The organism is Kitasatospora sp. NPDC087315, assembly GCF_044744345.1.
Taxonomy (GTDB): Bacteria; Actinomycetota; Actinomycetes; order Streptomycetales; family Streptomycetaceae; genus Kitasatospora.
The window spans coordinates 71,744-97,870 of the sequence record NZ_JBIUYD010000026.1 but is presented as its reverse complement, the minus strand read 5'-3'; the positions used below and the strand labels follow the sequence as shown (position 1 = coordinate 97,870).

General features: G+C 74.2%; 21 protein-coding genes. 10 read left to right on the top strand and 11 right to left on the bottom strand.

Annotated features, from left to right (window positions below):
- Nucleotides 1–153: 153 nt before the first annotated feature.
- The 3 genes from ACIO5D_RS31150 to ACIO5D_RS31140 all read right to left on the bottom strand — a co-directional run bounded on the left by ACIO5D_RS31150 (nt 154) and on the right by ACIO5D_RS31140 (nt 5,181).
- Complete coding sequence (locus tag ACIO5D_RS31150) at nt 154–390, bottom strand: DUF5302 domain-containing protein (RefSeq protein ID WP_363611544.1); 237 nt, start codon at nt 388–390, stop codon at nt 154–156.
- 151 nt (nt 391–541) lie between these two features.
- Nucleotides 542–1,837, bottom strand: coding sequence for a lanthionine synthetase LanC family protein (locus tag ACIO5D_RS31145; RefSeq protein ID WP_400799270.1), 1,296 nt, complete (start codon nt 1,835–1,837; stop codon nt 542–544).
- Nucleotides 1,834–5,181: a lantibiotic dehydratase gene (locus ACIO5D_RS31140; RefSeq protein WP_400799268.1), complete on the bottom strand. Its 3,348-nt coding sequence runs from the start codon at nt 5,179–5,181 to the stop codon at nt 1,834–1,836. The genes ACIO5D_RS31145 and ACIO5D_RS31140 overlap by 4 nt, the downstream gene beginning before the upstream one ends.
- A 248-nt stretch (nt 5,182–5,429) precedes the next feature.
- On the opposite strand from ACIO5D_RS31140, the gene ACIO5D_RS31135 reads away from it, so the two are divergent.
- Nucleotides 5,430–5,561 (top strand): hypothetical protein, encoded by a 132-nt coding sequence (locus tag ACIO5D_RS31135; protein WP_363611550.1) that lies wholly within the window; start codon nt 5,430–5,432, stop codon nt 5,559–5,561.
- 152 nt (nt 5,562–5,713) lie between these two features.
- On the opposite strand, the gene ACIO5D_RS31130 is transcribed toward ACIO5D_RS31135, so the two are convergent.
- The 5 genes from ACIO5D_RS31130 to ACIO5D_RS31110 form a co-directional block, all read right to left on the bottom strand.
- Complete coding sequence (locus ACIO5D_RS31130) at nt 5,714–6,646, bottom strand: JmjC domain-containing protein (protein WP_400799265.1); 933 nt, start codon at nt 6,644–6,646, stop codon at nt 5,714–5,716.
- Nucleotides 6,647–7,228: 582 nt separating this feature from the next.
- A complete protein-coding gene (locus ACIO5D_RS31125) occupies nt 7,229–7,780 on the bottom strand; it encodes a DUF2087 domain-containing protein (protein ID WP_363611554.1) in 552 nt (183 codons plus the stop codon).
- A gap of 64 nt (nt 7,781–7,844) precedes the next feature.
- Entirely contained in the window at nt 7,845–8,177 is a 333-nt protein-coding gene (locus ACIO5D_RS31120; RefSeq protein ID WP_400655291.1) for a DUF6204 family protein, read from the bottom strand.
- A 124-nt stretch (nt 8,178–8,301) separates the two neighbouring features.
- Entirely contained in the window at nt 8,302–9,963 is a 1,662-nt protein-coding gene (locus ACIO5D_RS31115) for an MFS transporter (RefSeq protein ID WP_400799262.1), read from the bottom strand.
- 79 nt (nt 9,964–10,042) lie between these two features.
- Nucleotides 10,043–10,708 carry a TetR/AcrR family transcriptional regulator gene (locus tag ACIO5D_RS31110; protein ID WP_400762724.1) on the bottom strand — a complete coding sequence of 222 codons (666 nt, stop codon included), beginning with the start codon at nt 10,706–10,708 and terminating at the stop codon, nt 10,043–10,045.
- A gap of 495 nt (nt 10,709–11,203) precedes the next feature.
- Between ACIO5D_RS31110 and ACIO5D_RS31105 the strand changes: the two genes are divergently transcribed.
- Nucleotides 11,204–12,838: an ABC-F family ATP-binding cassette domain-containing protein gene (locus ACIO5D_RS31105; protein WP_400799259.1), complete on the top strand. Its 1,635-nt coding sequence runs from the start codon at nt 11,204–11,206 to the stop codon at nt 12,836–12,838.
- 315 nt (nt 12,839–13,153) lie between these two features.
- Nucleotides 13,154–13,666 (top strand): ATP-binding protein, encoded by a 513-nt coding sequence (locus ACIO5D_RS31100; RefSeq protein WP_400799256.1) that lies wholly within the window; start codon nt 13,154–13,156, stop codon nt 13,664–13,666.
- Here the strand turns inward: ACIO5D_RS31100 and ACIO5D_RS31095 are convergent.
- The 3 genes from ACIO5D_RS31095 to ACIO5D_RS31085 form a co-directional block, all read right to left on the bottom strand.
- Nucleotides 13,642–13,842 (bottom strand): hypothetical protein, encoded by a 201-nt coding sequence (locus ACIO5D_RS31095; RefSeq protein ID WP_400799253.1) that lies wholly within the window; start codon nt 13,840–13,842, stop codon nt 13,642–13,644. The two genes, ACIO5D_RS31100 and ACIO5D_RS31095, sit on opposite strands and share 25 nt — an antisense overlap.
- 786 nt (nt 13,843–14,628) lie before the next feature.
- Nucleotides 14,629–14,790: a hypothetical protein gene (locus ACIO5D_RS31090; RefSeq protein ID WP_400799250.1), complete on the bottom strand. Its 162-nt coding sequence runs from the start codon at nt 14,788–14,790 to the stop codon at nt 14,629–14,631.
- A gap of 27 nt (nt 14,791–14,817) precedes the next feature.
- A complete protein-coding gene (locus ACIO5D_RS31085) occupies nt 14,818–15,138 on the bottom strand; it encodes a hypothetical protein (RefSeq protein WP_400799248.1) in 321 nt (106 codons plus the stop codon).
- A 184-nt stretch (nt 15,139–15,322) separates the two neighbouring features.
- Here ACIO5D_RS31085 and ACIO5D_RS31080 point away from each other — a divergent pair, with 184 nt between their 5' ends.
- The 7 genes from ACIO5D_RS31080 to ACIO5D_RS31050 all read left to right on the top strand — a co-directional run bounded on the left by ACIO5D_RS31080 (nt 15,323) and on the right by ACIO5D_RS31050 (nt 26,093).
- Nucleotides 15,323–15,772, top strand: coding sequence for a hypothetical protein (locus ACIO5D_RS31080; RefSeq protein WP_400799245.1), 450 nt, complete (start codon nt 15,323–15,325; stop codon nt 15,770–15,772).
- A 1,047-nt stretch (nt 15,773–16,819) separates the two neighbouring features.
- Entirely contained in the window at nt 16,820–18,529 is a 1,710-nt protein-coding gene (locus ACIO5D_RS31075; protein ID WP_400799311.1) for an acyclic terpene utilization AtuA family protein, read from the top strand.
- Complete coding sequence (locus ACIO5D_RS31070) at nt 18,526–20,124, top strand: acyl-CoA carboxylase subunit beta (protein WP_400799242.1); 1,599 nt, start codon at nt 18,526–18,528, stop codon at nt 20,122–20,124. The genes ACIO5D_RS31075 and ACIO5D_RS31070 overlap by 4 nt, the downstream gene beginning before the upstream one ends.
- Nucleotides 20,125–20,138: 14 nt before the next feature.
- Nucleotides 20,139–22,076, top strand: coding sequence for a biotin carboxylase N-terminal domain-containing protein (locus tag ACIO5D_RS31065; protein WP_400799308.1), 1,938 nt, complete (start codon nt 20,139–20,141; stop codon nt 22,074–22,076).
- A 98-nt stretch (nt 22,077–22,174) separates the two neighbouring features.
- Complete coding sequence (locus tag ACIO5D_RS31060) at nt 22,175–23,362, top strand: acyl-CoA dehydrogenase (protein ID WP_363609831.1); 1,188 nt, start codon at nt 22,175–22,177, stop codon at nt 23,360–23,362.
- Nucleotides 23,363–23,705: 343 nt separating this feature from the next.
- A complete protein-coding gene (locus ACIO5D_RS31055; RefSeq protein WP_400655524.1) occupies nt 23,706–25,289 on the top strand; it encodes a 4-coumarate--CoA ligase family protein in 1,584 nt (527 codons plus the stop codon).
- Between the two features lie 153 nt (nt 25,290–25,442).
- Entirely contained in the window at nt 25,443–26,093 is a 651-nt protein-coding gene (locus ACIO5D_RS31050) for a TetR/AcrR family transcriptional regulator (protein ID WP_363609835.1), read from the top strand.
- Nucleotides 26,094–26,127 lie beyond the last annotated feature (34 nt).

Sequence of the window (26,127 nt, the reverse complement as noted above, 5' to 3'; positions counted from 1 at the left end):
AGCTGTGCGAGCTGAGCGTCGCGCGGATCGGGGCCGCCGGCCCCCGGGGGCGGCCCGGCACCGCGGGGCCGCGACCCGCGCCGGGCGCCCCGGTACGAGCGAGGGGCGGGCGGCCTCGTCCGAGACCGCCCGCCCTGTTCACCCCGGTGAGGCTCAGCCGCCGCTCTTGCGGCGGAAGTTGCGCTTGCCGCCGGCCGCGCTGTGCGCACCGTGGATCTTGCCGTCGGCGCCCGGGCCGCCGCCCGCACCGTCCGTGCGGACGCCGTGCTTGCGCTCCAAGGCGGCGAGGAACTTCGCCTTGACGTCGTCCTGGGCGGGCGCGGCGGCCTCGCCGGCCGCGGGTGCCTCGGAAACGTCGGTTGCCGCTATGTCATGCGTATCGCTGCTCATGCAGGACCTCCTAGACGGGGTGGAGCCGGATCACGCGCTCACCGCACACAATGCCACGTCCCGGGGGGTGCGCCGGCCGCGCGGCCACCGGCCGGGCCCCTCAGGTCCGTCGACGTGAGGGGCCCGGCCGGTGCGGCGGACCGGCAGATCATCAGCAGATCAGCAGGAAAGCGTCCCATTCCTGGCCGGTGTCGCCGGTGCGGGCGTGGGCGTGCAGGGCGAGGGCCGCGCCCGCCGTCCCCTCCAGCAGGCCGGACGGCCCGTCGGCACCGAGCGCGGTGTCGAGCCCGGCCGCGACCGCGGCGGCGAGCGCGGGCAGGTGTGCGGCCAGCTCGGCGGATCCGGACTCCTCGGCCATGCGCTGCGCGATCCGCAGCAGGCCGCCGGTGCCGTGGCAGAGGCCGGGACCGTCGAGATTCCAGCCGGACGGGTCGCGCAGCGTGTCGGCCAGGGCCGCGACGGCGGTGGCCCGCCAGTCGGAGCGGCCCAGGGCGGTGCCCGCCAGGAAGAGCGCGCGGGCCGCACCGGGGGTTCCGTAGCACCAGGCCGCCCGGGTCGGCGGGTCGGCGGGCAGCCGGCCGGCCTCCTCGTCCTCGACGCGCACGGTCATCGGCCAGGAACCGCCGGTGCCGGGGTGGGCGGTGTCGGCGTGGGCGGTACCGGGGCCGCCGGTGCCGGGGCGGGCGGGGACCCGCCGGGCGGCGAGCCAGCCCGCCAGCGCCTCGATCGCCTCGTCCTGGCCGGGCACGCGTGCGCCGTGCAGCCGGGCCAGCGCCAGCAGCGCGAGCGGTCCCGGAACCCCGTGTGCCAGACCGAGGTTGAGATGGCCCCGGGGGTGCTCCGGATCCGCGCCGGACAGCCCCGGTCCGCCGGCGGTCCACCAGCGCGGCAGCACGCCGTCGCCCGGCCCGGCCAGTTCGACCAGCGCGGTGAGCAGGTCGGCCAGCGCCGGTCCGTGCGGCTCCAGTGCGAGCAGCAGCCGGCCGAGGCCCGCCGCGCCCGAGACGGTGTCGAAGGTGTGCGCGCGCAGGCCCGCGTCGGCGGCCAGGTCGGCGCGGAGCCCCGCGGTGCGGCCGGCGGCGGCCTGCCGGACCCGGGGCGCCAGCCCGTCTAGCAGCGTGCGGTACTCGTCGGGGCGCCGGGCCATGGTGCGGGCGGCGAAGGCGATCGCGGCGGCACCGGAGTAGAGCCCGCCGCCCCGCATCGCCCCGGGGGACCGCACGGCGGCGGCGAGGTGCCCGTGTGCGGCGCGGCGCAGCCCGGCGTCGTCCTCGCCCAGGACGGCGAGCGCGAGCGCGGCACCGCTGCGACCGGAGCCGAGCGCGTGCGCCGGGCCCTGCGGCGAGCCGCCGGGCCCGCCGTCGGCGGCCGGGCCGCCCGGCGGCTCGGCCGCGTCGGGCCTGCTGAGCAGCTCGGTCACCGCGCGCACGGTCTCCGTCGCATTCATCGTGCCTCCCTCGGGCTCGACCGGCGGGCCCGGTGGGCCTCGACGGCTCCTCTGGCCAGCGCGTAGGCCCGGCGCTCGGCCTCGCGGTCGATCCCGACCAGCCGGTTGTGGCCCATGTGCAGCAGCGAGGCCAGCACCGGGTCGACCGACGGCGGGTCCAACCGGGCCGCGTACCGCGCGAGTTCGGCCGCCCGCTGCTGCCAGGCCGCGAGCAGTGCGGGATCGGCGGGCAGCAGGCCTCCGGCCGGGGCGGTCGGCCCGTCGGGGCCGATCGCCCGCAACGCGGCCGCGCGCAGGGCCCGGAACGCCTGGTGGTGCTCGTGCGACTTCGGGTACACCGCGGCCAGCCACGCGCCGGCCGACGGTCCGCCGGGTGCGCCTGCCGGGGGCCGGGGTCCGGCTCCGGGACCACGTGACCCGGCGACGGTGTCGGTGTCGGCGGCAGGACGGTCCGCCGGCGGCCCACCGCGGCCGGCCAGGAAGGACTGCGCGGTGCCGGCGATGTTCACGGCGGCCAGCAGCTCCCGGGAGAGCCCGCGTTCGGCCCGGGCCAGCCGCAGCGCGGCGAGCGCGACCAGACTGTCGGCGTGGAAGACCCGTTCGGCGTCCGCGAGCACCTCGGCGCCGCCGTAGCGGTCGGTCTCCGGGGCGTAGCTCTCCAGGCGCAGGTCGGCGGCGAGCCCGGCCCGGCGCAGTTCCAGCGCCCAGTCGTGCAGCGCGGGCAGCAGGTCCCCGGCGAGGGCCTGCGGTGCGCCGTGGAAGCGCAGTCGCAGATGCGGTGCCGGGTCCTGGTAGCGGATGAAGAACCAGCGGTCCACCTCGCCCGGCAGCGTGCCGACCAGCCGGGGCAGGTGGTCGGCCAGGATCTCGTCCTGACGTGCCTCGGTGGCCACCAGCCGGGCGAACAGCCAGGAGCCGCCGGGCAGTTCGACGGTCCGGTGGTGCCGGGCGGGCAGCGGGCGGCGGGGCCGGGCCGCCGCCGGCGGGGTCGCCCTGCGGCGCAGCGGGACCACCAGCTCGGCGGTCCGCGCGCCGTCCGGCCCGCGCAGCCAGCCGCCGTCGCCGACGGGGGCGAGTTCCTCCTGGAGCACGGTGGGCCCGGCGGAGCGCGCCTGGCTGTGCAGCAGCTGCTGGTGCCACGGGAGGTCGAGGTCCAGGCTGATCCGCTGGTCGCCGCTGACCAGCCGGACGGCGGCCGGCACCCCCCAGCGGCGGCGCCAGCGGGCCAGCCCCTCGGCCCACTGCTCGAACGGGGCCGAGGCGGCGGGGACGGGCGCGGTCAGCCGCCAGGCGGCCGGGGCCAGCACCACCCGGCCCCGGCGGACCCGGGGCAGCGCGGGCGTGCTGCTCGCCGCGCCCCAGTCCCAGGGCTGCCAGGGCCGCTGCCCGGTCAGCGTCACCTCCTGAAGGAAGCGGGCCGCGTTGGGCGCGCCGCTGCGCAGGTTGAGCGCGTGATGGGTGGTGGCCCTGACCTCCCGGCCGAGGCGGCGGGAGTACACCGCGAGCCGCTCGGGATCGGCCAGCACGACCAGGTCGTCCAGCGGCAGCACGGCGGGGCCGCCCGGGTCGGCGAAGGCGCTGACCACCACCCGGTGGTCGAGCCAGCGCGGGGTCAGCGCGATGTTGGCGTGGCGCGGACGGTACGGGGTGAACTCCAGGTGCGCTTCGAGCGCGTCGTCGTCGCCGGCCCCGGCGGCCTCGGCCAGCAGCGCCGCACCGGCGAGGGCCGGGTCGTCCGCCGGCGCACCCGCACCCGGCGCACCCGCGACCAGGGTGGCGAAGCGGCCGAAGGTGGCCCCGGCGCGGTCGCTGCCGGCCACCGGGGAGAGCACGAGTCGGAAGTCCCCGGCGTCCAGCGCCTCGACGGAGTCCGCCGCCAGTTCGGCGTACAGCTCCAGGGAGGCGGGAGGGGTGTCGGCGGCGCCGTCCGTCCCGTCGCGCGGCGGCGTCAACCGGGCCAGCAGGTCGTCGTCCAGGACCACTTCGGGCAGCAGGCCGTCCGGCCCCCGGTCGGCGAGGGCGCCCGCCGCCAGTTCGGCCAGCAGCCGGTCGCGGGCCGCGTCGGCGTCGGTACGGGCGCGGGACGGCTGCGGGTTGGCCGAGCCGCGCCCGCCGGCCGGGCGCCGGTAGCCGGCCGGCGGCCCCAGGCCGGTGTCGGGGTCGAGCAGTTCGGCCAGCGGGACGGGGCTGTCCGTCCCGTACCGCTCGATGAACTCCACGTGGTACGAGCGCAGATGCTCGGGTGCAGTGGTCGGCGGCGACAGCCGCCAGAGGACCGCGGCGGCCTGCTCCAGCTCGGTGCGGACCTGGTTCGGCAGGACGACCTCGGCGTCCAGCGCGAGGTCCGCGTGGAGCGGGCGGTCCGCCGGGGCGAGCCGGGTCATCCGGGCCCGGGCCTCGCGCAGCAGGCCGGTGGCCCGTCCGCGCGGCAGGGTGGCGGCTCGCGTCAGCACGTCCCGGACGGCGGCGAGTTCGGCGTGCACCGGGTGGCCGGCGGGCAGCCGGTCGAGGACATGGCCCAGCAGGTCGGTGCTGTCCGGCGGGGGCGTCAGGTCGGTGAGCAGGAAGCCCTGTCCGACCAGCGAGCGGACCAGCGCCGCGACCGCCTCGGCCGGGGCCGCCGGGAACTCGGCGGCCAGCGCGGCGAGCAGTTCGGCGTGCCGGACCGGTTCTGCGGCGGCCTCGACCGCGGCCCGGACCACGGCGGTGGCCCGGACGGTCCGCTCGGCGACCGGCTGCGCCTCGGCGCCGGCGCGGGGCCGGCCCTCGGGCAGGTAGGGCAGGACCAGCCGGTCACCGCGCAGGCGGGCCTGCTGGTCCACGGCCAGCCGCAGCCCGGGCAGCACCGCCGGGTCGGTCCGCAGCCGGTCCAGCAGGGGGAGCAGCCAGCCGAGGTCGGGCCGGAAGGCGCGGCGGTCCGCCCCGTCCCAGCGGACCTTGGCCGCCGCGTCGAACCGGGCCGGTGCGACGGCGGCCATCAGTCCGAACGGGGTCGGCCGGGTGGCCATCCGCAGCCGGTAGCGGCTGACCGCCTCGGCCGCCCGGCGCAGGGCGGCGGGGCGGGGCGTGGCGCCGGCGGCGGTCTGGTCGAGCAGGTCGGCCAGGGAGGGGCTGGAGACCTCGATGGCCTCCCGCAGGGCCGGGTCGGCGGCGGCCCCGGCGAGAAGGGCCCGCAGCGCGGCGCCGTCGGGCCCCGGCGTCGGCGAGTGTGCCGGGCCGGCCGGGTGCTCGGGGCCGGCCGGGACCGTGCGGCGCTGCGAGCGCGGCAGCGCCGGTGTCCGCAGCAGGACCGGGCCGGTCGCGGTGAAGGGTCCGTCCTGCCGCGTTCCGTGCGTCTCGCCCACCGTGCTCCTCGTGCCGCGTGCCGATGCCGTCACCGCCGTGGTGCGGGCGTGGGTCGCGCCCCTGACGGCGGGTCGGGTCGTGTCTATCCCGGAGATCGAAAGCTGTCTACTGTTGATCGAGGGCTGTCAATAGTTGGCTGAATTTGTCTATTCATCTGTGCGCAGTCATTGTCGGACCCATGCACGAGTGCCTAGCGTCCGCATCAGTTCGCCGCGGTCAGTCGCGGCACTGACGAAGGGAGGCCCCCATGGCCACCGACATGCAGGAGCTGTTCGACCTCGACGTGCAGGACCTGGTCTCGGCCGAGATCGGCGAGCAGGAGGAGGCTGTCATCAGCATCTCCTGTGAGGGGTCCTGCACCCGCCCGTACTGCATCTGATCCAGAGGCAGCACCGGTACCGGAGGGCGCGGTTGCCCGGACCGTTCATTCGGTCCGGGCGGCCGCGCCCTTGCGCGTCCAGGCAGGCCAGAGGGCACCGGCGGATCGCCGGTGCCCTCTGCCGTTCCGCTCCGCCGTTCCCGGCCGTCCGCTCAGCCGCCGGCGGCCAGCGGTCCCCGGCCCGACGCGGCCGGACCGTCGTCCGCCACCGGCCCGGGCAGCGGCTCGGGCAGCGGTCCCCGGGCCAGCCGCAGCAGTTCCTCCGGGGTCAGCCCGGCCAGCCGGGCGCGGCCCAGCCGGAGCACCTCGGCGGCCGTGGCCAGCAGCTCCGCCGTGGTCGCCGGGCGCTCCGGCAGTCCGTCCGCCCAGCCGCCGCCGGCCAGCCACTCGCCGACGGCGCCGCGCAGCTGTCCGGTGCCCACCTCCCGGACGGTGAACGAGAGGTGCACCGACAGCCCCTGACGGCCCGTCGCGCTGTGCGGGGCACCTCGCGGCACGTACAGCACCTCACCGGGCCGGAGCACCGTGCTGAGCGCCACCGCCCCGGGCTCCGGGGCCAGCCCCGGGCGCCAGCGCCCGTCGGCGGGGGACTCGTGGACCGTCCACTCCTTCTCCCCGGCGAGCTGCACGACCAGCACGTCCGCGTCGTCCCGGTGCACGTCCAGCCCGCGTTGGCCGGCACCCGTGGCGAAGCAGAACGCCTCGGTCCTGCGGCCCAGTTCGACCGCGATGTCGGCGGCCAGCGCGCGCACGGGTGCGTGCCACTGGTCCAGCTGCGGCAGCAGCAGCGAGGCGCCCTCGGCCAGCAGGGCGGCGATCCGGACCGGATCGGCGAAGCCGTCCTCCCGGCGCCCGGCCACCGTCCGGACCGCGCAGAACTCCGCGGCCGGGACGACCGCGCCGGCCTTGACCATCTCGACGTACGGCACCCGCAGCAGGCCGCCCCACAGCACGGCGTCCAACTCGCTCGGCCGGGGCAGCCCGGGCGGCCACTCGGCGGTGCGGAACACCTCCGGCCGGCGTTCCTCCAGCATCCTGGCGAAGGCCGCCGTGTCCCCCACCAGACCGGCCAGTACTCGTGTCATCGTCCATTCCCTCCATTCGGCGGCCCACCACCTGCTGACCGCTGGATAACCTACGGGTGAACACCGGGAATCGGTTCACCGACCGGTTCGCCGCCCGATCGGGACCGGTCGGCTTCACGCCACATCGGGACGGTCGGCGCGCACCACCCGCCGAACCCGCCCTCAGGACGGATCGCCGCCCCGACCGGGCGGCCGGCGGTCACGCCGTCGACGGCCACCGGTACCCCCGGCCGCCGGCCGGATCCCGGTCCTCGCTGGTCAGCGCGGTCCGGAAGGGCGGACCTGGCCCGCTCCCGGCACGGGCCCGCACCGGCCGCCGCCCCCGGCGCCACCCCCGACCGGCCGGCCGGCGCCGGCGCCGCCCCGAACGCACGCTCCGGTCGATCCGGGCACGCGTGGGGAACATCACATCCGCGGGGACCGGCCTTGGCGTGGACCGGGTGGTCCACCGGTTGCCGGGAGGAACGGCCGGCCGCGACGGCCCGGCGCGGCCTGAGCGGAGTCGGCGGCGGAGTCGGCGGGAGACCTCGGAGGGGTGACGACGGGTCCTGCGTACGGGGGGTTCACGCAGGACCCGTTGGCTCATGGCTGGGTACCGTCCACCGGCGTGGCGAGCCGGTAGCGGCCGGCGTCGCGCTGAAGGGCCCCGGCGTCGACGAGGCTGCGCCGCAGGGAGACGGCATCCGGCGCGCCGTCCGCGCACCACGGCTCCAGCCGGTCGGTCACCGTGCGCTCGTCGTACTCCTCCGCGCGCTCGAAGGCCGTCTCCGCCACGTGCCGCAGCACCGCCGGGCGGGCCTCGTCGCCCTCCTCCGGCAGCCTGACCAGGACATCGCCGCGCACGAAGCCGCGCAGGCGCGGGTCGGGCTGCTCGGCGGCGGCCTGCTCCTCCTGCCGGGCCGCCGCGGTCGCGGCCGCCGTGGCGAGGGCGTCGCCGTCCAGGGTGAGCCGGCCGCGCCCCTGGGTGAGCACTCCGGCCCGGACGAGCTGCCCGATGGCCTTGGCGGCCTCCGGAGTGGCGAGCCCCGAGGCGCCGAGGATCTCCGAGGAGGTCTCCGAGCCCAGGGCGACCGCGGCGAACACGCGCCGCAGGGTGGGGTCGGACAGGACAAGGGTGAGTTCTTCAGGTGTCATCAGTCTGTTCGCTTCCTGCTGCCGGGTGCCGGCGGCCTGGACGGCCCGGCACCCGGCGGCCGGATCAGCGTCCCTTCCGCTTGATCTTGATGCTGTCGAGGTCGGTCGACCTTGATTTGAGGTCGCGGAAGCCGGCCCCCAGCCTGCGGACGGCCTCGGCGGTGAGCTTCTCCGCCTTCTCCAGGACGATCTCGGGCTTGTCCTCGGGGGTGGCCGGGACGAGGACGCGGAAGGTGAACGTCAGCAGGGCCCGGTCGTAGGTGACGGTGCCCTCCTCGGTGAACCTGGCCTTCATCAGGTCGTGTTCGTCGGCCTGGGCGAGCAGGGCGGCGCGCTGCTCGTCGTCGAGCGGGGCGAACTTGCCCTGGGTGATGACCTGGTAGGTCTTTCGGCTCATGAGCGCGGATCTCCAGACAGGGATTCGAGCGGCACCCGGCGCCACGGCGGTCGCCGGTGGCGTGAACCAATCGGGCGCTGCCGGGCGGAAGTTGGGGCGGTGGCGGCAGTCGGGCTGCCGTGGATCACGCCTCGGCCGGTCGGTGGGGCCGGTGCGGCAGCAGGAACAGCAGACAGGTGACCACGGCCAGACCGCCGGCCGCCCAGTACAGCGCCTCGCTGTAGGTGGCGACGAAGGTCCTGGCACGGATCTCGTCGAGCGCGCCGCCGATCGCGTCCTGGCTGCCCCGGTCGCTGGTCGCGGCGAGCGCGGTGCAACTGGCCGGAACCGCCGTGAGGTCGTCCTGGCCGAGCGAGTCGGTCGCGCAGGCCCGGATGCCGTCGGCCTGCTGGACGGAGACCGCCTGGACGGTCGGCACGACGCGGTCGGCCTGCGCCCCGACGTTGCCCGCCAGGGCGGAGAAGAAGATCCCGCCGATGACGGCGACACCCAGCGCGGCGCCGAGCTGGCCGGTGGCGTTGATGATGCCGGACGCGGCGCCCGCCTCCTGCGGCTTGACCTCACGGAGGATCAGGCCGGTGAGCGGGGCCATCAGCAGGCCCATGCCCGAGCCGAGCAGCAGCATGGACGGCGCGGCGTGCCAGGAGGTGATGCCCGTGCCCAGATGCTGCGCCACCCAGGCGTACGAGGCGACGCCGGCCGTCATCATCAGCGAGCCGGCCATCAGGCAGTACCGCCCGTACCGGGGGAACAGCGTGCGCACGGCGATGGTGCCGACGATCGGGACGCCGAGCGAGAACGGGATCGCGGTCAGGCCGGTGTGCAGCGCGGACCAGCCGAGGCCGCCCTGCAGATACAGCGTCCAGCTGAGGAAGAACCCCGCCGGTACGCAGCTGAAGAGCAGTTGGGTGCCGATGCCGGCGCCGAACGCGCGGACCTTGAACAGCGAGAGGATGACCAGCGGCGAGCCGTCCTTGCGGGTCTTGTGGCGCTCGTAGCAGACGAACAGCACGATGACCGGAACGGCGGCGACGAGCGAGACGACGCTCCACACGGGCCAGTCGAGCTCGCGCCCGAGCATGAGCGGCAGCAGCCCGATGATCGCCAGCACCATGCCGACGGGATCCAGCCGCATCGCGTGCGGTGACTTCGATTCGCGCATCCACGCCCAGGCGCCGGCCAGCGCGGCCAGGCCGACCGGGAGGTTGACCACGAAGATGCTCCGCCAGCCGAGGCCCAGCGGGCTCCAGTCGACCAGGACACCGCCCAGGATCGGGCCGGCGACGATGGCCAGGCCGATCATGCCGGCGTAGAGGCTGACGACCCGGCCGATCTCCTGGGGCGCGAAGGTGACGTGGATGATCGCCAGCACCTGCGGCACCATGATCGCGGCGGCGAACCCCTGCAGGATCCGGGAGCCGACGAGCATCTCCGAGTTCTGGGCGACCGTGCACAGCGCGGACGCCGCGATGAACCCGGCGACGCCGGTCAGGAACATCCGCTTCCGGCCGAAGATGTCACCGAGCCGCCCGCCGGTGATCAGGATGACGGCGAAGCTCAGCGTGTAGCCGGCGGTCATCGCCTGGAGGGCCACGGCGGAGGCGCCGAGGTCCTGCTGGATGCTCGGGATCGCCACGGTGACGATGTTGACGTCGAGCAGGTCCATGAAGGTCGCGACCAGCAGGACGGTGAGCGCGAGCCACCGCCTGGGGTCGGGCGCGGGAGCGTCGGGTGAGACGGGTCGGCCGGTCTGGACCGGGCGCTCCGCTTGCCCTGCCTCGCTCATGGGTCTTCTCCGGTTTCCTGGTCGGTCGGGAGGCGGCCGGGTGCGGCCGGACCTCGGACGGGTGCGTCGGGCGCCCCGGTCACGGTGCCGGGGTGGAGTCCGGGGTGGAGTCCGGGGCGGCGGTCGCGGCGTTCCGGGCGAGGGAGGTCCACGACCGCATCAGGAGGTCCACCACGTCGACGACCGTGTCGGTACCGGTGTCGGCGGGGGAGAGCACGCGCTGGATGGACAGTCCGTCGTCCAGGGAGTGCAGGATGAGGGCCAGGAGTTCGACCGGCGCGGGCGGCGTCACCGAGCGGGCCGCGAAGCCCTGCTCCAGCGCCTGGGCGAACGCCGCGCGGGAGCGCCGCTCCCGGTCCGCCAGCACCGGCAGCAGCTCCGGGTCGCGCAGGCCGTAGAGCCAGAGCTCGGTGCGCAGGGCGAGCCAGCCGGCGAGGTTCCGGTCGCGCTCGCGGTGCCAGGCCCGCAGGTGCTCGATCGTCTCGTCGAAGGAGTCGGCCCGGAGGGTCATGGCCTGGACCTCCTCCAGCTCGTGCTGGGTCCGCTGTTCGAGCAGGGCCAGGACGAGTTCGTGCTTGCCCTCGAAGTTGCCGTAGAACGCGCCGCGGGTGTAGCCGGCGCGCTCGACGATCTGCTCGACCGACGTCCCGCTGACCCCGACCTCGGCGAACAATTCGGTTGCGGCACGCAGGAGCTGCTCGCGGGTGAGTTCCCGGCTCTCCTGCCGGGTGAGTCGTTTGGACATGGTGGGCGCCTCCTCTTACGGCCTGTCAGATACAGAACCGTATCTCAATACAGAGATGTATCTGAAACGCATTTCCCCGGTGGCCGACCACCTCCCGGGCGACCGGTCATACCGGCCATCCGCCCGAACGAGCGTGCCCACGCCCCTCCGCTTCGACTTCCCGCCGTGGTCCGTGCGCTCCCCGGACTGTCAACGAGGACCCGAAGAGGTTGCGCGGAGCGGGCAGTTGTCGATCGACGTCCCGTCATGCGCCTGCCCGTCCGACCTCCCGACGGCACGCTGTGCCTGCTACGCTGGACGTGACCTGCAGTCGTGTGATCGAGGAGTGGCAGACGTGGCGGGTGACGACGACATCTCCGGGTGAGGTCCGGATCTGACGGCCACCGCCGGTGCTTCAGGAGCGCCGCCGAGGTGGTCCGTTTCGTCGTACCCCTTTCCCATGTCTGCCCGGGGCAGAAGTTCACGCCTGCCCTCAGTCCCTTCGAGGTCACTTCCATGTCCGACGCTGCCGTCGTCTGCTCGAACGTCTCCTTCGCCTGGCCCGACGACACCCCGGTCTTCCGCGACCTGTCCTTCACCGTGCCCGTCGGCCGGACCGGGCTGGTCGCCCCCAACGGCTCCGGCAAGAGCACCCTGCTCAAGCTGATCGCCGGCGAACTCAAGCCCGCCAGCGGCTCGTTGGCGGTCACCGGCAGGCTCGGTCACCTCCGCCAGAGCCTCCCCCTGACCATGGACCTCACCGTCGCCGAGGTGCTCGACATCGCCGGGATCGTCCGGGCCATCGACGCCGTGGAGTCGGGGGACGTCGACGAGCGGCACTTCACCACCATCGGCGACGACTGGGACATCGAGGAGCGCACCCGGGCCCAGCTCGACCGTCTCGGCCTGGCCGGCCTCGCCCTGGACCGCAGCCTGAGCACGCTCAGCGGCGGCCAGATCGTCTCCCTCGGCCTCGCCGCCCAACTGCTCAAGCGCCCGGACGTGTTGCTGCTCGACGAGCCGACCAACAACCTCGACGCGGAGGCCCGGCACAAGCTCTACGACGCGCTGGCGGACTTCAACGGCTGCCTGCTGCTGGTCAGCCACGACCGCGCGCTGCTCGACCGCATGCACCACATCGCCGAACTCGGCAACGGCGAACTGCGCTTCCACGGAGGAAACTTCACCATGTACGAGGAGGCGGTGCGGGCCGAACAGGAGGTCGCCGAGAAGAACGTCCGCAACGCCGAGCAGGAACTGAGGCGGGAGAAGCGGGAGATGCAGCAGGCCCGCGAACGCGCCGAGCGCCGCGCGAGCAACGCCGCCCGCAACCTCAAGAACGCCGGCCTGCCCCGCATCTTCGCCGGCACCATGAAGCGCGGCGCGCAGGAGTCCGCGGGCCGGGCCGGCCAGACGCACGCCACCCGGGTCGGCGACGCCAGGGCCCGGCTCGACGAGGCCGGGCGCGCCCTGCGCGAGGAGCAGCGCCTCGCCCTGGACCTGCCCGACACCCAGGTGCCCGCCGGGCGCAACCTCTTCCTCGGCGAGGGCCTGCAGGTCCGCCACGCCGGCCGACCCGTGTTCGCCGACGGCGGCGTCGACCTGAGCATCCGCGGGCCCGAGCGCATCGCGCTGACCGGGCCCAACGGCGCCGGGAAGAGCACCCTGCTGCGTCTGGTCACCGGCGACCTCACCCCGGACGGCGGGGAGATCAAGCGCAACGACGGCCGGATCGCCCACCTCTCGCAGCGCCTGGACCTGCTGGACCTCGACCGCACCGTGGCGGAGAACTTCGCCGCGTTCGCCCCCGAGCGGCCCGAGGCGGAGCGGATGAACCTGCTCGCCCGCTTCCTCTTCCGCGGCGCCCGGGCCCACCTGCCGGTCGGGGTGCTCTCCGGCGGCGAACGGCTGCGCGCCACCCTGGCCTGCGTGCTGTGCGCGGAGCCGGCCCCGCACCTGCTGCTGCTCGACGAGCCGACCAACAACCTCGACCTGGTCGGCGCGGGCCAGCTGGAGAGTGCCCTGAACTCCTACCGGGGCGCCTTCCTGGTGGTCAGTCACGACGAGCGGTTCCTCGCCGAGATCGGGGTCAACCGCTGGCTGCGGCTGGCCGACGGGACACTGAAGGAGACGGGAGCCCCCGCGGTGTGAGCCGCCGGCGTGTGACGCGGCCGGCCGGCACGAAGTCGCGGTGGTTCGGCGGTGAAGCCGGTGGACGTGGCACCTCGGGCGGACGCGCGAACTGACGAAATCGGGGACCTCGGGGTCGCCGGGAACGGTGTCGTACGCGGCTTCGCCGGGCCCGCGGCCGCGATCCGGCGGCCGTGCGCGACCTCGGGGCCGACCGACTCCGGACAGGCGCTCACGCACCCGCCCACGCCTTCGGCAAACATGTACTGACCTGGTGTTTTCCTGGGATTCGCCTAGGCTGGGGGAGTTCTGCCGGACACCGTCGGAGGGGATATCGTGAGTGACGAAGCCATCAGGTACGACGCCAGCCACATCCAGGTGCCGGAGGGGACGGAAGCCGTTCGGAAGCGGCCCGGAATGTACGTCGGCTCGACCGGTGAACGCGGCCTTCGGCATCTGGTGTTCGAGGTCGCCGACCGGGCGGTGAACGAGGTCCTGGCCGGCCGCGCCGGCTGCGTCGACATCACTCTCACACCCGACGGCGGTGTGCGTGTCACCGACGACGGGCCGGGCGTCCCCATCGAGGACGCCCGGGACGTCGGCGACCCCGGCCTCGTAACCCTGCTGACCCGCATGCACGCCGGGGCGAAGCCCGGTGGCCGCCACGACGTGGCGTTCGGCTACGGCATGGGTCCCTTCGTCACCAACGCCCTGTCGAGCAGGCTGACGGCCGAGGTACGGCGCGAGGGGATCCGCTGGGTCCAGGAGTACTCACGCGGCGTCGCGCTCAGCGCTGCCCGGCTATGTGCCCGAGGTGGCCCAGCTCAGAACGGTTCGAAGCTTGGCTGAACGGGCCCGATCCCGCCCTCGGCGGCAAGCCCCTCCAGGTCCTCCGGTTCGAGGAACTCCAGCGCTTCTGGATCGACGCCGTGGTACGGGTCCACCTCGAAGAGCCGCTTCACGAAGGTGAGGGCGAAGCTCGAGAACGAGCCGTCGAAGTTCTCGCAGCCCTCCTCGTGGACCATGGTGACGATCTTCCAGCGGTCTGGGTCCGAGTCGCAAGGCAGGAAGAAGTGCTCGTCGCCGCCGTGGTCGTCCCCCCAAGAGATCAGCCCGCCTGGCTCGGGAGCCGTAGGGGAAGCGCTGGGAGTCGCCGCGGCCCAGGGCCCTGCGTCGACGTTCGGAGAACGTCTGATGAGTCTTGGTCATGCGCTCCAGAAGCGGGCTCGATCCGCGCGGGTGGAAGACCACGGGTTCGCCGGAGACGACCCCGCTGCCGTAGGCATCCAGGAAGGTCTTGAAGTCGCTGGGCAGAGCGGAGCCTACGTGCTGTTCAACGTCCCCCCAGATGTCGGTGTCGGATACCTCCTGGGCGGGGGCGCCCAGGAGGGCTTGCAACTCGTCCAACGAGGACATGAACTGTTCCAAGGTCATTGCGATGGGGTCTGAGCTGTCACTTTATGAACACTCCCAGAAGAAGCGACCTTCGCGGTGATCGGGGCTGACGAAGGCGAAGCCGTATCCGTAGCCGAAGTTGAGGAAGTACGGATCGTCCTCGGCCTCACCACCGTCGCTGATCTTGAACAGGAACTGCCAAGGACCCTATGACACACCACTGACGAGCCGTGTCGTAAGGCTGTAACTCAGGTAGCTGGCGGCTTCTGGCCGGTTGTCCGATCCGCAAGATCGACCTCTGTGACCGGAAGTGCTAGTTGGCGGGCGGGTCCGTGGTTCGTGCCGGTGGTTGCACGAGCTGGAAGCGATAGTTGGCGGTCTTCGCGGCTATCGATTACGGAGAGTGAGACGGTCGCTCAGGTGAGGGTTGCGTCGACCTTTTGTGTCAGCTGCTGGGTGTAGTCGTCGAGGATCTTCCGCAGGGTTCCCCAGAAGCGGTTTCCTGCCGGGTTGTGGATATGCTCCAGAGCCGCATGCTGGGGCCATCCGGGGCCGATCAATGGCGGGTTCTTGGGCAACGGCGGCTCGAAGCAAGGAGCGAGGCCTCATTCGCTGCCTGTGATGGTGGTCCAGATGTGGGCGGACGCCGCGAGGCGGACGTCGCGGCCGGGATCGGTTGAGTGGTCGCCGTCGACGGGCGGCAACTGGGTCAGGATGGTGTGCCATTCGTCGGGTGGAAGGTGCCAGAGTGTGAGCCGGAGCCTGCGGTAGGGGTAGTCGACGGGCTCGGTCGTGCGGGCGATGTGCTGGGCGGGCGTTTCCGTCACCGGTTGACCGGTGTCGAGCCCGGCGGGCCCGGCGGTGAGGCGGGGGACGAGATGAACGTAGGCGACCGTGCCAACGACCTCGGCGAGGGGCTGAGTCACGACGACGGCCGGCGCGACGGCGTAGGCGGCGGACAGGGCCGGGGCAGGACGACGAGGGGGTTGCGGGTCGCGCCGGTGCCCTGCCCCTCCGTGGTGCGGCCACCGTTCGTATGCTGGTCCACAGGCGGTGGCGGCCTCCCCGGACCCCGGACGGTGCCGCGCGCCGCGGAAAGGGGACACGGACATGCGGAAGCGGAAGAGGCGCACGGCCTGGTCGCTCACCTACTTCCTGCTGGGCGGTGTGTGCCTGCTGATCGCCGTGGTGATGGCGACGGGCTTGGCGACGAAGAGGGTCGCGCGCGGGGTGGAACACCTGATCCCGGTCCTGATCCTCGGGGTCCCGGGTGCGGTGCTGACGTTCCGCGCGCCGGTGTTCGGCGTCTCCTACGGGCCGGCCGGGGTCAAGTACTCCGGGCTGCTCAGGGCGCGCTCCTACGTGTGGGCGGACATCCGGGAGGTGCGGGTGGCCGTCCTGGAGGGCACGGTCTACTCGTCCGACGTCCCGGAGCTGGTGCTGGCCTCCGGCGGGACGGACCAGCTGCACATGCTGGCGGGCCACGGCTCGGGCGGGACCAACAGGCGGGTCAAGCGGCTGGTGGCCGAGTTGGAGGCGGCGCGCGCGGCCGCGTCCTGACGCCGGTCGCTTCCACCGGCGGCGCGCGGCACCGGCAGGCTCCCGGTGCCGGTTTCCCGACGGGCTCCCCGGGGCGCAGGCATCGGGCCATGGTGGGCTCGGAGCGCATGGCACGGCAGCGGTTGCCGGCCAGGCTCGGCGACAGATTTCGACCGGACTCATCCGCATCGGCTGACCCCACCCACCACCAGGAGGCCGCCACCGGAACATCCCGGTGGCGGCCTCCGCCGCGAACTCCGGACAACCGGCCCGCAGCCGTCGGCGTCGCGTCGGCGGACGCAGGGGGCACCGGTCGGGCGGTGAGTGCCTGCGGTCACAGCCCGTGTCCTCCTGTCGTGCTCATGAGCCGGGACACGACAGCTGGAACCGGAAGGACATCGGGAGCCGGCGTTTCGTGGCCCACGGGACGCGCCTGTCGGCACCAGATGGCCTGGCTCTGCAACCCATCTGCGAGCCGATGGTGGCTGTGTGCTGTATGTGGGGGGCGGGGACATGGATCCCATTCCAGTCCCGAGCTGGATGCCGGGGACCTTCCACACCCGCCCCCATGGCCGCGAGTCCCTCGCGATCTCCGTCCGGCCCGACGCGAGGAGCCGTACAACGCGGGACCGACAAGGCAGCCTGATCGGGTACCAGCGCCCGCTTCGTCTCCTCGGTTGCAATTTGCCTGGCCAGGTTCCACATATCGCGTCCCGGCTCAGCTCGGCCGGCCCCGGAGACGATCGTGGTGAGAGTTCGCGTGCCGATGTGACAGTTATCGGGCTTCGGCACAGGTCACTCAACGTAGCGAGAGCGGGGAGGCGTCAGTTGGCGGTTCCAACCGCCACCTATCGGTTCCGGTCACAGCAACCAAAACCGTCGCAGTGGTGCGTTCCGCCGGAAAACAAGCAGGCGTGATTGCTTTTTCCTCCGGCCGGTGCCACGCTGCTGCCCGACGGCAGCCGTCAAGTCACCGGTAGAGGGGGCTCGTTCGTGCGATCGCGGGCGGTACTGCGGATCGGCAATGCCTCGGGCTTCTACGGCGACCGCTTCGCGGCCGTCCGGGAGATGCTCACCGGCGGGCCGCTGGACGTCCTGACCGGTGACTATCTGGCCGAGCTGACCATGCTCATCCTGGCCCGCGACCGGCTGAAGGATCCGTCGCTCGGCTACGCCAGGACCTTCCTGCGGCAGATGGAGGAGTGCCTCGGCCTGGCGCGCGAGCGCGGGGTCCGGATCGTGGTCAACGCGGGCGGGCTCAATCCGGCCCGACTGGCCTCCGCGCTGCGCGAACTGGCGCAACGTCAGGGAATCGACGTCGCCGTCGCCCATGTCGAGGGGGACGACCTGCTGCCGCGCCGGGCCGAACTCGGGCTCCCGGAGGGCTTGCTGGCCGCCAATGCCTACCTCGGCGGGTTCGGTATCGCCGCCTGCCTGAAGGCCGGTGCCGAGCTGGTGGTCACCGGGCGGGTCACCGACGCGGCGCTGGTCGCCGGTCCGGCGATCGCCCACTTCGGCTGGGAACCGGGCAACTTGGACGCACTCGCCGGGGCCGTCGTCGCCGGACATGTGCTGGAGTGCGGGGCACAGGCGACCGGCGGCAACTACGCGTTCTTCCGGGAGCACGATGTCACCCGGCCCGGCTTTCCGATCGCCGAGCTGCACGCCGACGGCTCCAGCGTCATCACCAAGCACCCGGGCACCGGCGGTGCCGTCACCACCGGCACCGTCACCGCCCAACTCCTCTACGAGACGGCCGGGGCGCGCTACCCCGGCCCGGACGTCACCGCCCGGCTGGACACCGTCCGGCTCCGCCAGGACGGTCCGGACCGGGTCCGGATCGACGGGGTGTGCGGCGAGCCGCCGCCCCCGACGCTCAAGGCGGGACTGAACCGGCTCGGCGGCCACCGCAACGAGGTGGTGTTCGTCCTCACCGGGCTGGACATCGAGGCCAAGGCCGCCCTGGTGCGGCGGCAGTTGGCGGACGCCCTGCCGCCGCAGGACCGCCCGGCCGAACTGCGCTGGACCCTCGCCCGCACCGACCATCCCGACGCCGCCACCGAGGAGACCGCCTCCGCGCTGCTGCGGCTCACCGCCCGGGACCGTGACCCGGCCAAGGTCGGCCGCGAACTCGGCAGGGCCACCGTCGAGTTGGGACTGGCCGGTTACCCCGGCTTCCACCTCACCGCCCCGCCCGGGCCGGGCTCGCCGTACGGGGTGTTCACGGCCGTGCCGGTCGCCGCGACGGCGGTCGAGCACACCGCCGTCCTGGCCGACGGCCGCCGGATCACCATTCCGCCCGCGCCCGTCACCCGCCCGGACGAAAACCCGCCGGACGAAAACCCGCCGGACGAAAACCCGCCGGACGAAAACCCGCCGGACGAAAACCCGTCGGACGAAAACCCGCCGGACGACACCCCGTCCGACCCGCCCCCCTGGTACGGCCCGACCAGGCGGGCCCCGCTCGGCCTGGTGGCCGGGGCCCGCAGCGGGGACAAGGGCGGCGACGCCAACGTCGGCGTCTGGGCCCGCGACGAGGCCGGCTGGCGCTGGCTCGCCCACACCCTCACCGTTCGCCGCCTGCGCGAACTCCTCCCCGAGACCGCCGGCCTGCCCGTCACCCGGCATCTGCTGCCCAACCTGCGCGCGCTCAACTTCACCGTCACCGGCCTGCTCGGCGAGGGCGTCGCCGCGCAGGCGCGGTTCGACCCGCAGGCCAAGGCCCTGGGGGAGTGGCTGCGCTCCCGCCACCTCGACATCCCGGAGGCGCTGCTGTGACCGTCCTGCCCACCCGCGTGGACCCGGCCGGCGCCGAGCACACCGGGCACCGCGCCGCGATGCTCGGCAAACTCGCCGACCTCGCCGCCGAACACGCCAAGGCGCTGGCCGGCGGCGGCCCCCGGTACGTCGAACGGCACCGCGCCCGCGGCAAGCTGCTGCCGCGCGAACGGATCGAGCTGCTGACCGACCGGGACGCGCCGTTCCTGGAACTCTCCCCGCTCGCCGCCTGGGGCAGCGACCACCCGGTGGGCGCCGCACTGGTCACCGGCGTCGGCGTGGTCGAGGGCGTCGAGTGCGTCATCACCGCCAACGACCCGACCGTGCGCGGCGGCGCCAGCAACCCCTGGACCCTGCGCAAGGCCCTGCGCGCCAACGAGATCGCCCTCACCAACCGCCTCCCGCTGGTCAACCTGGTCGAGTCCGGCGGCGCCGACCTGCCCAGCCAGAAGGAGATCTTCATCCCCGGCGGCGCGCTCTTCCGCGACCTCACCCGGCTCTCCGCCACCGGAATCCCCACCGTCGCCGTCGTGTTCGGCAACTCCACGGCCGGCGGTGCCTATGTGCCGGGGATGTCCGACCACATCGTGCTGGTGAAGGAACGCGCCAAGGTCTTCCTCGGCGGCCCGCCGCTGGTGCGGATGGCCACCGGCGAGGAGTCCGACGACGAGTCGCTCGGCGGCGCCGAGATGCACGCCCGCACCTCCGGCCTCGCCGACCACTTCGCGGTGGACGAGCCGGACGCGCTGCGCCTCGCCCGCCGGATCGTCGCCCGGCTGAACCACCGCAAGCCCGGCCCCGACCCGGACCCGTCCGCCCCGCCGCCGGCGTACGACGAGGACGAACTGCTCGGCATCGTCCCCGGCGACCTCAAGGTGCCCTTCGATCCGCGCGAGGTGATCGCCCGGATCGTCGACGGTTCGGACTTCGACGAGTTCAAGCCGCTCTACGGCACCAGCCTCGCCACCGGCTGGGCCCGGCTGTTCGGGTACCCGGTCGGCATCCTGGCCAACGCGCAGGGCGTGCTGTTCAGTCAGGAGTCGCAGAAGGCCGCGCAGTTCATCCAGCTCGCCAACCAGCGCGACATCCCGCTGCTCTTCCTGCACAACACCACCGGCTACATGGTCGGCAGGGACTACGAGCAGGGCGGCATCATCAAGCACGGCGCGATGATGATCAACGCCGTCGCCAACTCCCGGGTGCCGCACCTCTCCGTGCTGATGGGCGCCTCCTACGGGGCCGGCCACTACGGCATGTGCGGCCGCGCCTACGAGCCGCGCTTCCTGTTCTCCTGGCCGAGCGCCAAGTCCGCGGTGATGGGCCCGCAGCAGCTCGCCGGCGTGCTGTCGATCGTCGCCCGGCAGTCGGCCGCCGCCAAGGGCCGGCCCTACGACGAGGACGCGGACGCCGCGGTCCGGGCGATGGTCGAGCAGCAGATCGAGGCGGAGTCGCTGCCGGTCTTCCTCTCCGGCCGGCTCTACGACGACGGGGTGATCGACCCGCGCGACACCCGGACGGTGCTCGGCCTCTGCCTCTCCGCGATCCACAACGCGCCCGTCGAAGGCGCGCGCGGCTACGGCGTCTTCCGGATGTGAGGGGTTCCACCGTGCTGATCACCCACCTGCTGGTCGCCAACCGGGGCGAGATCGCCCGCCGTGTCCTGCGGACCTGCCGCCACCTCGGGATCGCCACCACCGCGGTGTTCGCCGACCCGGACGCCGACGCCCCGCACACCCGCGAGGCCGACACCGCCGTCCGCCTCCCCGGCGCCGCGCCCGCCGACACCTATCTGCGCGGGGACCTGCTCGTCGCGGCCGCCCTCGCGGCCGGAGCCGACGCCGTGCACCCCGGCTACGGCTTCCTCTCCGAGGACGCGGAGTTCGCCCGGGCCGTCGTCGGCGCCGGCCTCACCTGGGTCGGGCCGCCCCCGGCCGCGATCGCCGCGATGGGCTCCAAGACCGCCGCCAAACGCCTGATGGCCGCCGCCGGGGTGCCCGTCCTCGACGCGCTCGCCGCGCCCACCGAGGCCGACCTCCCGCTGCTGGTCAAGGCCGCGGCCGGCGGCGGCGGACGAGGGATGCGGGTGGTCCGCCGGCTGGACGAGCTGGCGCCGGCGCTCGCCGCCGCCCGCGCCGAGGCGGCGAAGAGCTTCGGCTCCGACGAGGTGTTCTGCGAACGCTATCTGCCCACCGGCCGGCACGTCGAGGTCCAGCTGCTCGCCGACGCCCGCGGCACCGTCTGGGCCGTCGGCGAACGCGACTGCTCGCTCCAGCGGCGCCACCAGAAGGTGATCGAGGAGACCCCGGCCCCCGGGCTCGACGACGCGACGCGCGCCGCCCTGCACGCCGCCGCCGTCACCGCCGCCCGGGCCATCGGCTACACCGGGGCCGGCACCGCCGAGTTCCTGCTCGCCCCCGACGGCCGGTTCCACTTCCTGGAGATGAACACCCGCCTCCAGGTCGAGCACCCCGTCACCGAGTGCGTCACCGGACTCGACCTGGTCGCCCTCCAACTGCGCGTCGCCGAGGGCGAACCGCTGCCCGCCCCGCACCCGCCCGCCCCGCGCGGCCACGCCATCGAGGCCCGCCTCTACGCGGAGGACCCGGCCCACGGCTGGCAGCCCCGGACCGGCACCCTGCACCTCCTCGACATCCCCGGCGTCACCGCCGAGTTCACCACCGCGCCCGGCGACACCGGCCTGCGCCTGGACTCCGGCGTCGAGCCCGGCAGCAGCATCGGCGTCCACTACGACCCGCTGCTCGCCAAGGTCATCGCCTGGGCGCCCACCCGGGCCGCCGCCGCCCGCCGCCTCGCCGACGCGCTCACCCGTGCCCGGATCCACGGCCCGGCCACCAACCGGGACCTGCTCGGCGCTGCGCTGCGCCACCCCGGCTTCCTGGCCGGCCGGGTGCACACCGCCTTCCTCGCCGAACACACGGTGGCGCTCACCGCCGCCCCCGGGGCCGATCCGACGGCCGTCCTCGCCGCCGCGCTGGCCGACGCCGCCGCCGGCCGGGCCGGCCGCGCGCTGCCCTCCGGGTGGCGCAACCTGCCCTCCCAGCCGCAGAGCAGGCGTTACACCGCCGCCGACGGCACCGAGTACGAGGTGCGCTACCGGTTCGGCCGCACCGGGCTCGACGCCGAGGGGCACCCCGGCACCGTCCTGGTCCGCGCCGACCCCGACCGGGTCGTCCTCGACACCGGCGGCGTCCGGCGCGGCTACCGCGTCGCGCGCTACGGCGACCTGGTCCACGTCGACTCCCCGGCCGGCGCCACCGTGCTCACCGCCGTCGACCGCTTCCCCGACCCGGCCGTCCGGACCGACCCGGGCGCCCTCCTCGCCCCGATGCCCGGCACCGTCGTCCGCACCGCCGCCACCGTCGGCGACACCGTCACCGCCGGCCAGCCGCTGCTCTGGCTGGAGGCGATGAAGATGGAGCACCGGGTGACCGCCCCCGCCGACGGCACCCTCGCCGAGCTCCGCGTCGCCCCGGGCCAGCAGGTGGAACCCGGCGCCCTGCTCGCCGTCGTGCGGCCGGCCCGCTGAGACCCGCGCCCGAGCACCCACCCCCGCGCGCCCACCACCCGCGCGCCCCACCCCGTTCGTCAACTCCCCGACGCCGCATCGCCCGGAAGGACCACCCCATGTCCGCACCGCGCACCGCCACCCCCGGCAGCCGACTGATCGAGACCCCCGAACGCGAGGCGCTGCGCCGGGCGGTGGCCGATCTCGGCCGCCGCTACGGCTCGCCGTACTACCTCGGCAAGGCCCGCGCGGGCCAGGCCCCCGACGAGCTCTGGGCGGAGGCGGGCAAAGCGGGCTACCTCGGCGTCAACCTGCCCGTCGAGTACGGCGGCGGGGGCGGCGGCATCACCGACCTGGCCATCGTCCTGGAGGAACTCGGCACCGCCGGATGCCCGTTGCTGCTGCTGATCGTCTCCCCGGCGATCTGCGGCACGGTGATCGCCCGCTACGGCACCGAGCCGCAGAAGCGGCAGTGGCTGCCCGGACTCTCCGACGGCACCCGGAAGATGGCCTTCGGCATCACCGAACCGGACGCCGGCTCCAACTCCCACCGCATCTCCACCGTCGCCCGCCGCGACGGCGAGGACTGGCTGCTCACCGGCCGCAAGGTGTTCGTCTCCGGCATCGACCACTGCGACGCCGTCCTGTTCGTCGCCCGCACCGAGGACGCGCGGACCGGCCGGCTCAGGCCCGCCCTGTTCGTCGTCCCGCGCGACACGCCCGGGTTTGATTACCGTCCGATCCCGATGGAACTCGTCGCTCCCGAAAAGCAGTTCCAGGTCTTCCTGGACGACGTGCGGCTCCCCGCCGAGGCCCTGGTCGGCGACGAGGACGCCGGGCTGTTCCAGCTCTTCGCCGGCCTCAACCCCGAGCGGATCATGACCGCCGCCTTCTCGCTCGGCCTCGCCCGTCAGGCCCTCGGCCGGGCCGTCGAGTACGCCAGGACACGGACCGTCTGGTCCACCCCGATCGGCGCCCACCAGGGCCTCGCCCACCCGCTCGCCCAGTGCGCGGTGGAGATCGAACTCGCCCGGCTGATGACCCAGAAGGCCGGCCTGCTCTACGACGAGGGCGAGGACGAAGCCGCAGGTGAGGCCGCCAACATGGCCAAGTACGCGGCCGGCGAGGCCGCCGCCAGGACGGTCGACCAGGCGGTGCAGACCCTCGGCGGCAACGGCCTTACCCAGGAGTACGGGCTGGGCGCCCTGCTGGCCGCCACCAGGGTCGGCCGGGTCGCCCCGGTCAGCCGGGAGATGGTGCTCAACTACGTCGCCCAGCACACCCTCGGCCTGCCCAAGTCCTACTGACGGCCCGCCTTCGAGCGACGGCGGGGACGACGGCCGGGCGGCGCGGCCGGGAGGGGCCCGCCCCGGCGCCGCCCGACCCCCCTCCTGACCAACCGTCATCTCCCCGCCGCCGAAAGCCGCCGAAAGCCGTCGGAAAGCAGCCGGAAAGCCACCGAAAACCGGGGCGGCCGGCGGCCCCGGGCAGGCGCGTCACGTGCCGAGGCCCGCGCGGTTCGTCACAATGGCGTAGGGCGCGCGCACGCTCCGTAGGCTTCATGCCGTGCGCCCGGCCGGCCGGCCGCGCACCGGACCACCGGCCGGCCCTCCACCCCTGCGTCAACCATCCACCTGGAGGCACGCCTTGGTGTTCCGCAGTGAGTTCCCGGACGTCGGAATCGTCGATCTGCCCATCCACGACGCGGTACTGGGCGCCGCGGACCGCTTCGGGGAACTGCCGGCCCTGATCGACGGCATCACGGGGGAGACGGTCAGCCACGCCCGGCTCGGCGAGGCCGTGCGCCGGGTCGCCGCCGGGCTGGCCGCCGCGGGCGTCCGCAAGGGCGACGTGGTGGCACTGTTCAGCCCGAACACGATCGGCTACCCGATGGCCTTCTACGGTGCCACCCGGGCCGGAGCCACCGTGACCACCGTCTCCTCCCTCGCCACCCCCACCGAACTGGCCTCCCAACTGCGCGACAGCGGCGCCCGCTGGCTGGTCACCGTCTCGCCCTTCTTGTCCGTCGCCCGGCAGACCGCGCGGATGCTGGCCGCCGACGGCCGCCCGCTCGCCGAGATCATCGTCCTGGACGGCGCCGAGGGTCACCGCTCGCTGGCCGACCTGCTCGCCACCACCGGCCCCGCACCCGAGGTCGCCATCGACCCGGGCACCGACATCGCCGTCCTGCCCTACTCCAGCGGCACCACCGGCCTGCCCAAGGGCGTGATGCTCACCCACCGCTCGATCGCCACCAACCTCGCCCAGACCGACGCCCTCTACCGGCCCGCGGTCGGCGAGCGGACCCTCGCCGTCCTCCCCTTCTTCCACATCTACGGCCTCGCCGCGCTGCTCAACCAGCCGCTGCGCTGCGGCGCCACCGTCGTCGTGCTGCCCCGCTTCGAGCTGGAGCAGTTCTGCCGCACCATCGAGGAACAGCGCGTCCAGGCCCTGATCGTGGCCCCGCCGATCGCGATCGCCCTCGCCAAGCACCCGATGGTCGACCGCTTCGACCTCTCCTCGGTGCGGTACCTGCTCTGCGCGGCCGCCCCGCTGGACAACGAACTCGCCGACGCCTGCGCCAAGCGGCTCGGCCTGCCGCACCTCCTCCAGGGCTACGGCATGACCGAGCTGTCACCGGTCTCCCACATCGTCTCGCCCGACGAACGCGACCCCTCGCCGGGATCGGTCGGCCGGATGGTGCCCTCCACCGAGCTGCGGGTCGCCGCGCTGGACGGCACCGGCGCCGACCTCGGCCCCGGCGAGCCGGGGGAGCTGCTGATCCGCGGCCCGCAGGTGATGAAGGGGTACTTCGGCCGTCCCTCCGACACCGCCGCCACCGTCGACGCCGACGGCTGGCTGCACACCGGCGACATCGGCTACGTGGACGACCGCGGCTACCTCCACGTCGTCGACCGGGTCAAGGAGCTGATCAAGTACAAGGGCTACCAGGTCGCCCCCGCCGAGCTGGAGGCCCTGCTGCTCACCCATCCGCAGATCGCCGACGCCGCCGTGATCGGGGTGCCGGACGCCGACGGCACCGAGTGCCCCAAGGCCTTCGTGGTCCGCGCCCCCGGCAGCACGCTCACCGAGCAGGAGGTCACCGCCTTCGTGGCCGGCCGGGTCGCCCCCTACAAGAAGGTGCGCGTGGTCGAGTTCCTGGACACCGTCCCCAAGTCGGCGGCCGGCAAGATCCTCCGCCGCGAGCTGCGGGCCCGGGAGGCCGCCCGCTGACCGGCCGCGGCGGCCACCGGCCCGTCTGCGAGGATCGACCCCGCCCGCACCGGAGCACCGTGCCACCGGCGCGGGCAGGGGCACGGACCCCCGGGCCCGCCGCGCCACCGCACACCCGGCCCGCACCGCACCACGAGGGGACCGCCACCGCCGATGACCACCCGCCCGGCCGCCCGGCCCGCCGCCGCCCGCACACCCCACGCCCGCACACCCCAGCAGGACCGCAGCCGCGCCACCCGGCAGCGGCTGCTCTCCGCGGCCGTGGACTGCCTCGCCGAACTCGGCTGGCACGGCTCCACCGTCACCGTGGTCGCCGAACGCGCCGGAGTCTCGCGCGGCGCGGCCCAGCACCACTTCCCGACCCGGGAGGACCTCTTCACGGCGGCCGTCGAGCATGTCACCGCCGAGCGGCTGGCCGCCGTCCGCGCCCACGCGGACCGGCTGCCGGCCGCCGGCCCGGCCCGCACCGAGGCCGTCGTCGACATGATCGTCCGCCTCTACACCGGCCCGCTGTTCCGGGCCGCCCTGCACCTGTGGACCGCCGCCGCCACCGAGGAACCGCTGCGTGAGCGGATCATCGCCCTGGAGGGTCACGTCGGCCGCGAGGCCCACCGCGCCGCCGTCGAGTTCCTGGACGCCGACGAGACCGTCCCCGGCGTCCGGGAATCCGTGCAGGCCACCCTCGACCTCGCCCGCGGTCTCGGCCTGGCCAACCTGCTCACCGACGACCGCGCCAGACGATCCGGGGTGATCCGGCAGTGGGCGGGCGTTCTGGAGGGTACGCTGCGCCCGGTACGCCCATGACGCCCGTACACCCCGGCCCGTCCGGCCGGCCCCT

Excerpts from the sequence above, each read along its gene's own strand:
- ACIO5D_RS31150 (WP_363611544.1), bottom strand. The coding sequence starts at position 390 with ATGAGCAGCGATACGCATGACATAGCGGCAACCGACGTTTCCGAGGCA.
- ACIO5D_RS31145 (WP_400799270.1), bottom strand. The coding sequence starts at position 1,837 with ATGAATGCGACGGAGACCGTGCGCGCGGTGACCGAGCTGCTCAGCAGG.
- ACIO5D_RS31135 (WP_363611550.1), top strand. The coding sequence starts at position 5,430 with ATGGCCACCGACATGCAGGAGCTGTTCGACCTCGACGTGCAGGACCTG.
- ACIO5D_RS31130 (WP_400799265.1), bottom strand. The coding sequence starts at position 6,646 with ATGACACGAGTACTGGCCGGTCTGGTGGGGGACACGGCGGCCTTCGCC.
- ACIO5D_RS31125 (WP_363611554.1), bottom strand. The coding sequence starts at position 7,780 with ATGACACCTGAAGAACTCACCCTTGTCCTGTCCGACCCCACCCTGCGG.
- ACIO5D_RS31120 (WP_400655291.1), bottom strand. The coding sequence starts at position 8,177 with ATGAGCCGAAAGACCTACCAGGTCATCACCCAGGGCAAGTTCGCCCCG.
- ACIO5D_RS31115 (WP_400799262.1), bottom strand. The coding sequence starts at position 9,963 with ATGAGCGAGGCAGGGCAAGCGGAGCGCCCGGTCCAGACCGGCCGACCC.
- ACIO5D_RS31110 (WP_400762724.1), bottom strand. The coding sequence starts at position 10,708 with ATGTCCAAACGACTCACCCGGCAGGAGAGCCGGGAACTCACCCGCGAG.
- ACIO5D_RS31105 (WP_400799259.1), top strand. The coding sequence starts at position 11,204 with ATGTCCGACGCTGCCGTCGTCTGCTCGAACGTCTCCTTCGCCTGGCCC.
- ACIO5D_RS31095 (WP_400799253.1), bottom strand. The coding sequence starts at position 13,842 with ATGGTCCACGAGGAGGGCTGCGAGAACTTCGACGGCTCGTTCTCGAGC.
- ACIO5D_RS31080 (WP_400799245.1), top strand. The coding sequence starts at position 15,323 with ATGCGGAAGCGGAAGAGGCGCACGGCCTGGTCGCTCACCTACTTCCTG.
- ACIO5D_RS31075 (WP_400799311.1), top strand. The coding sequence starts at position 16,820 with ATGCTCACCGGCGGGCCGCTGGACGTCCTGACCGGTGACTATCTGGCC.
- ACIO5D_RS31060 (WP_363609831.1), top strand. The coding sequence starts at position 22,175 with ATGTCCGCACCGCGCACCGCCACCCCCGGCAGCCGACTGATCGAGACC.
- ACIO5D_RS31050 (WP_363609835.1), top strand. The coding sequence starts at position 25,443 with ATGACCACCCGCCCGGCCGCCCGGCCCGCCGCCGCCCGCACACCCCAC.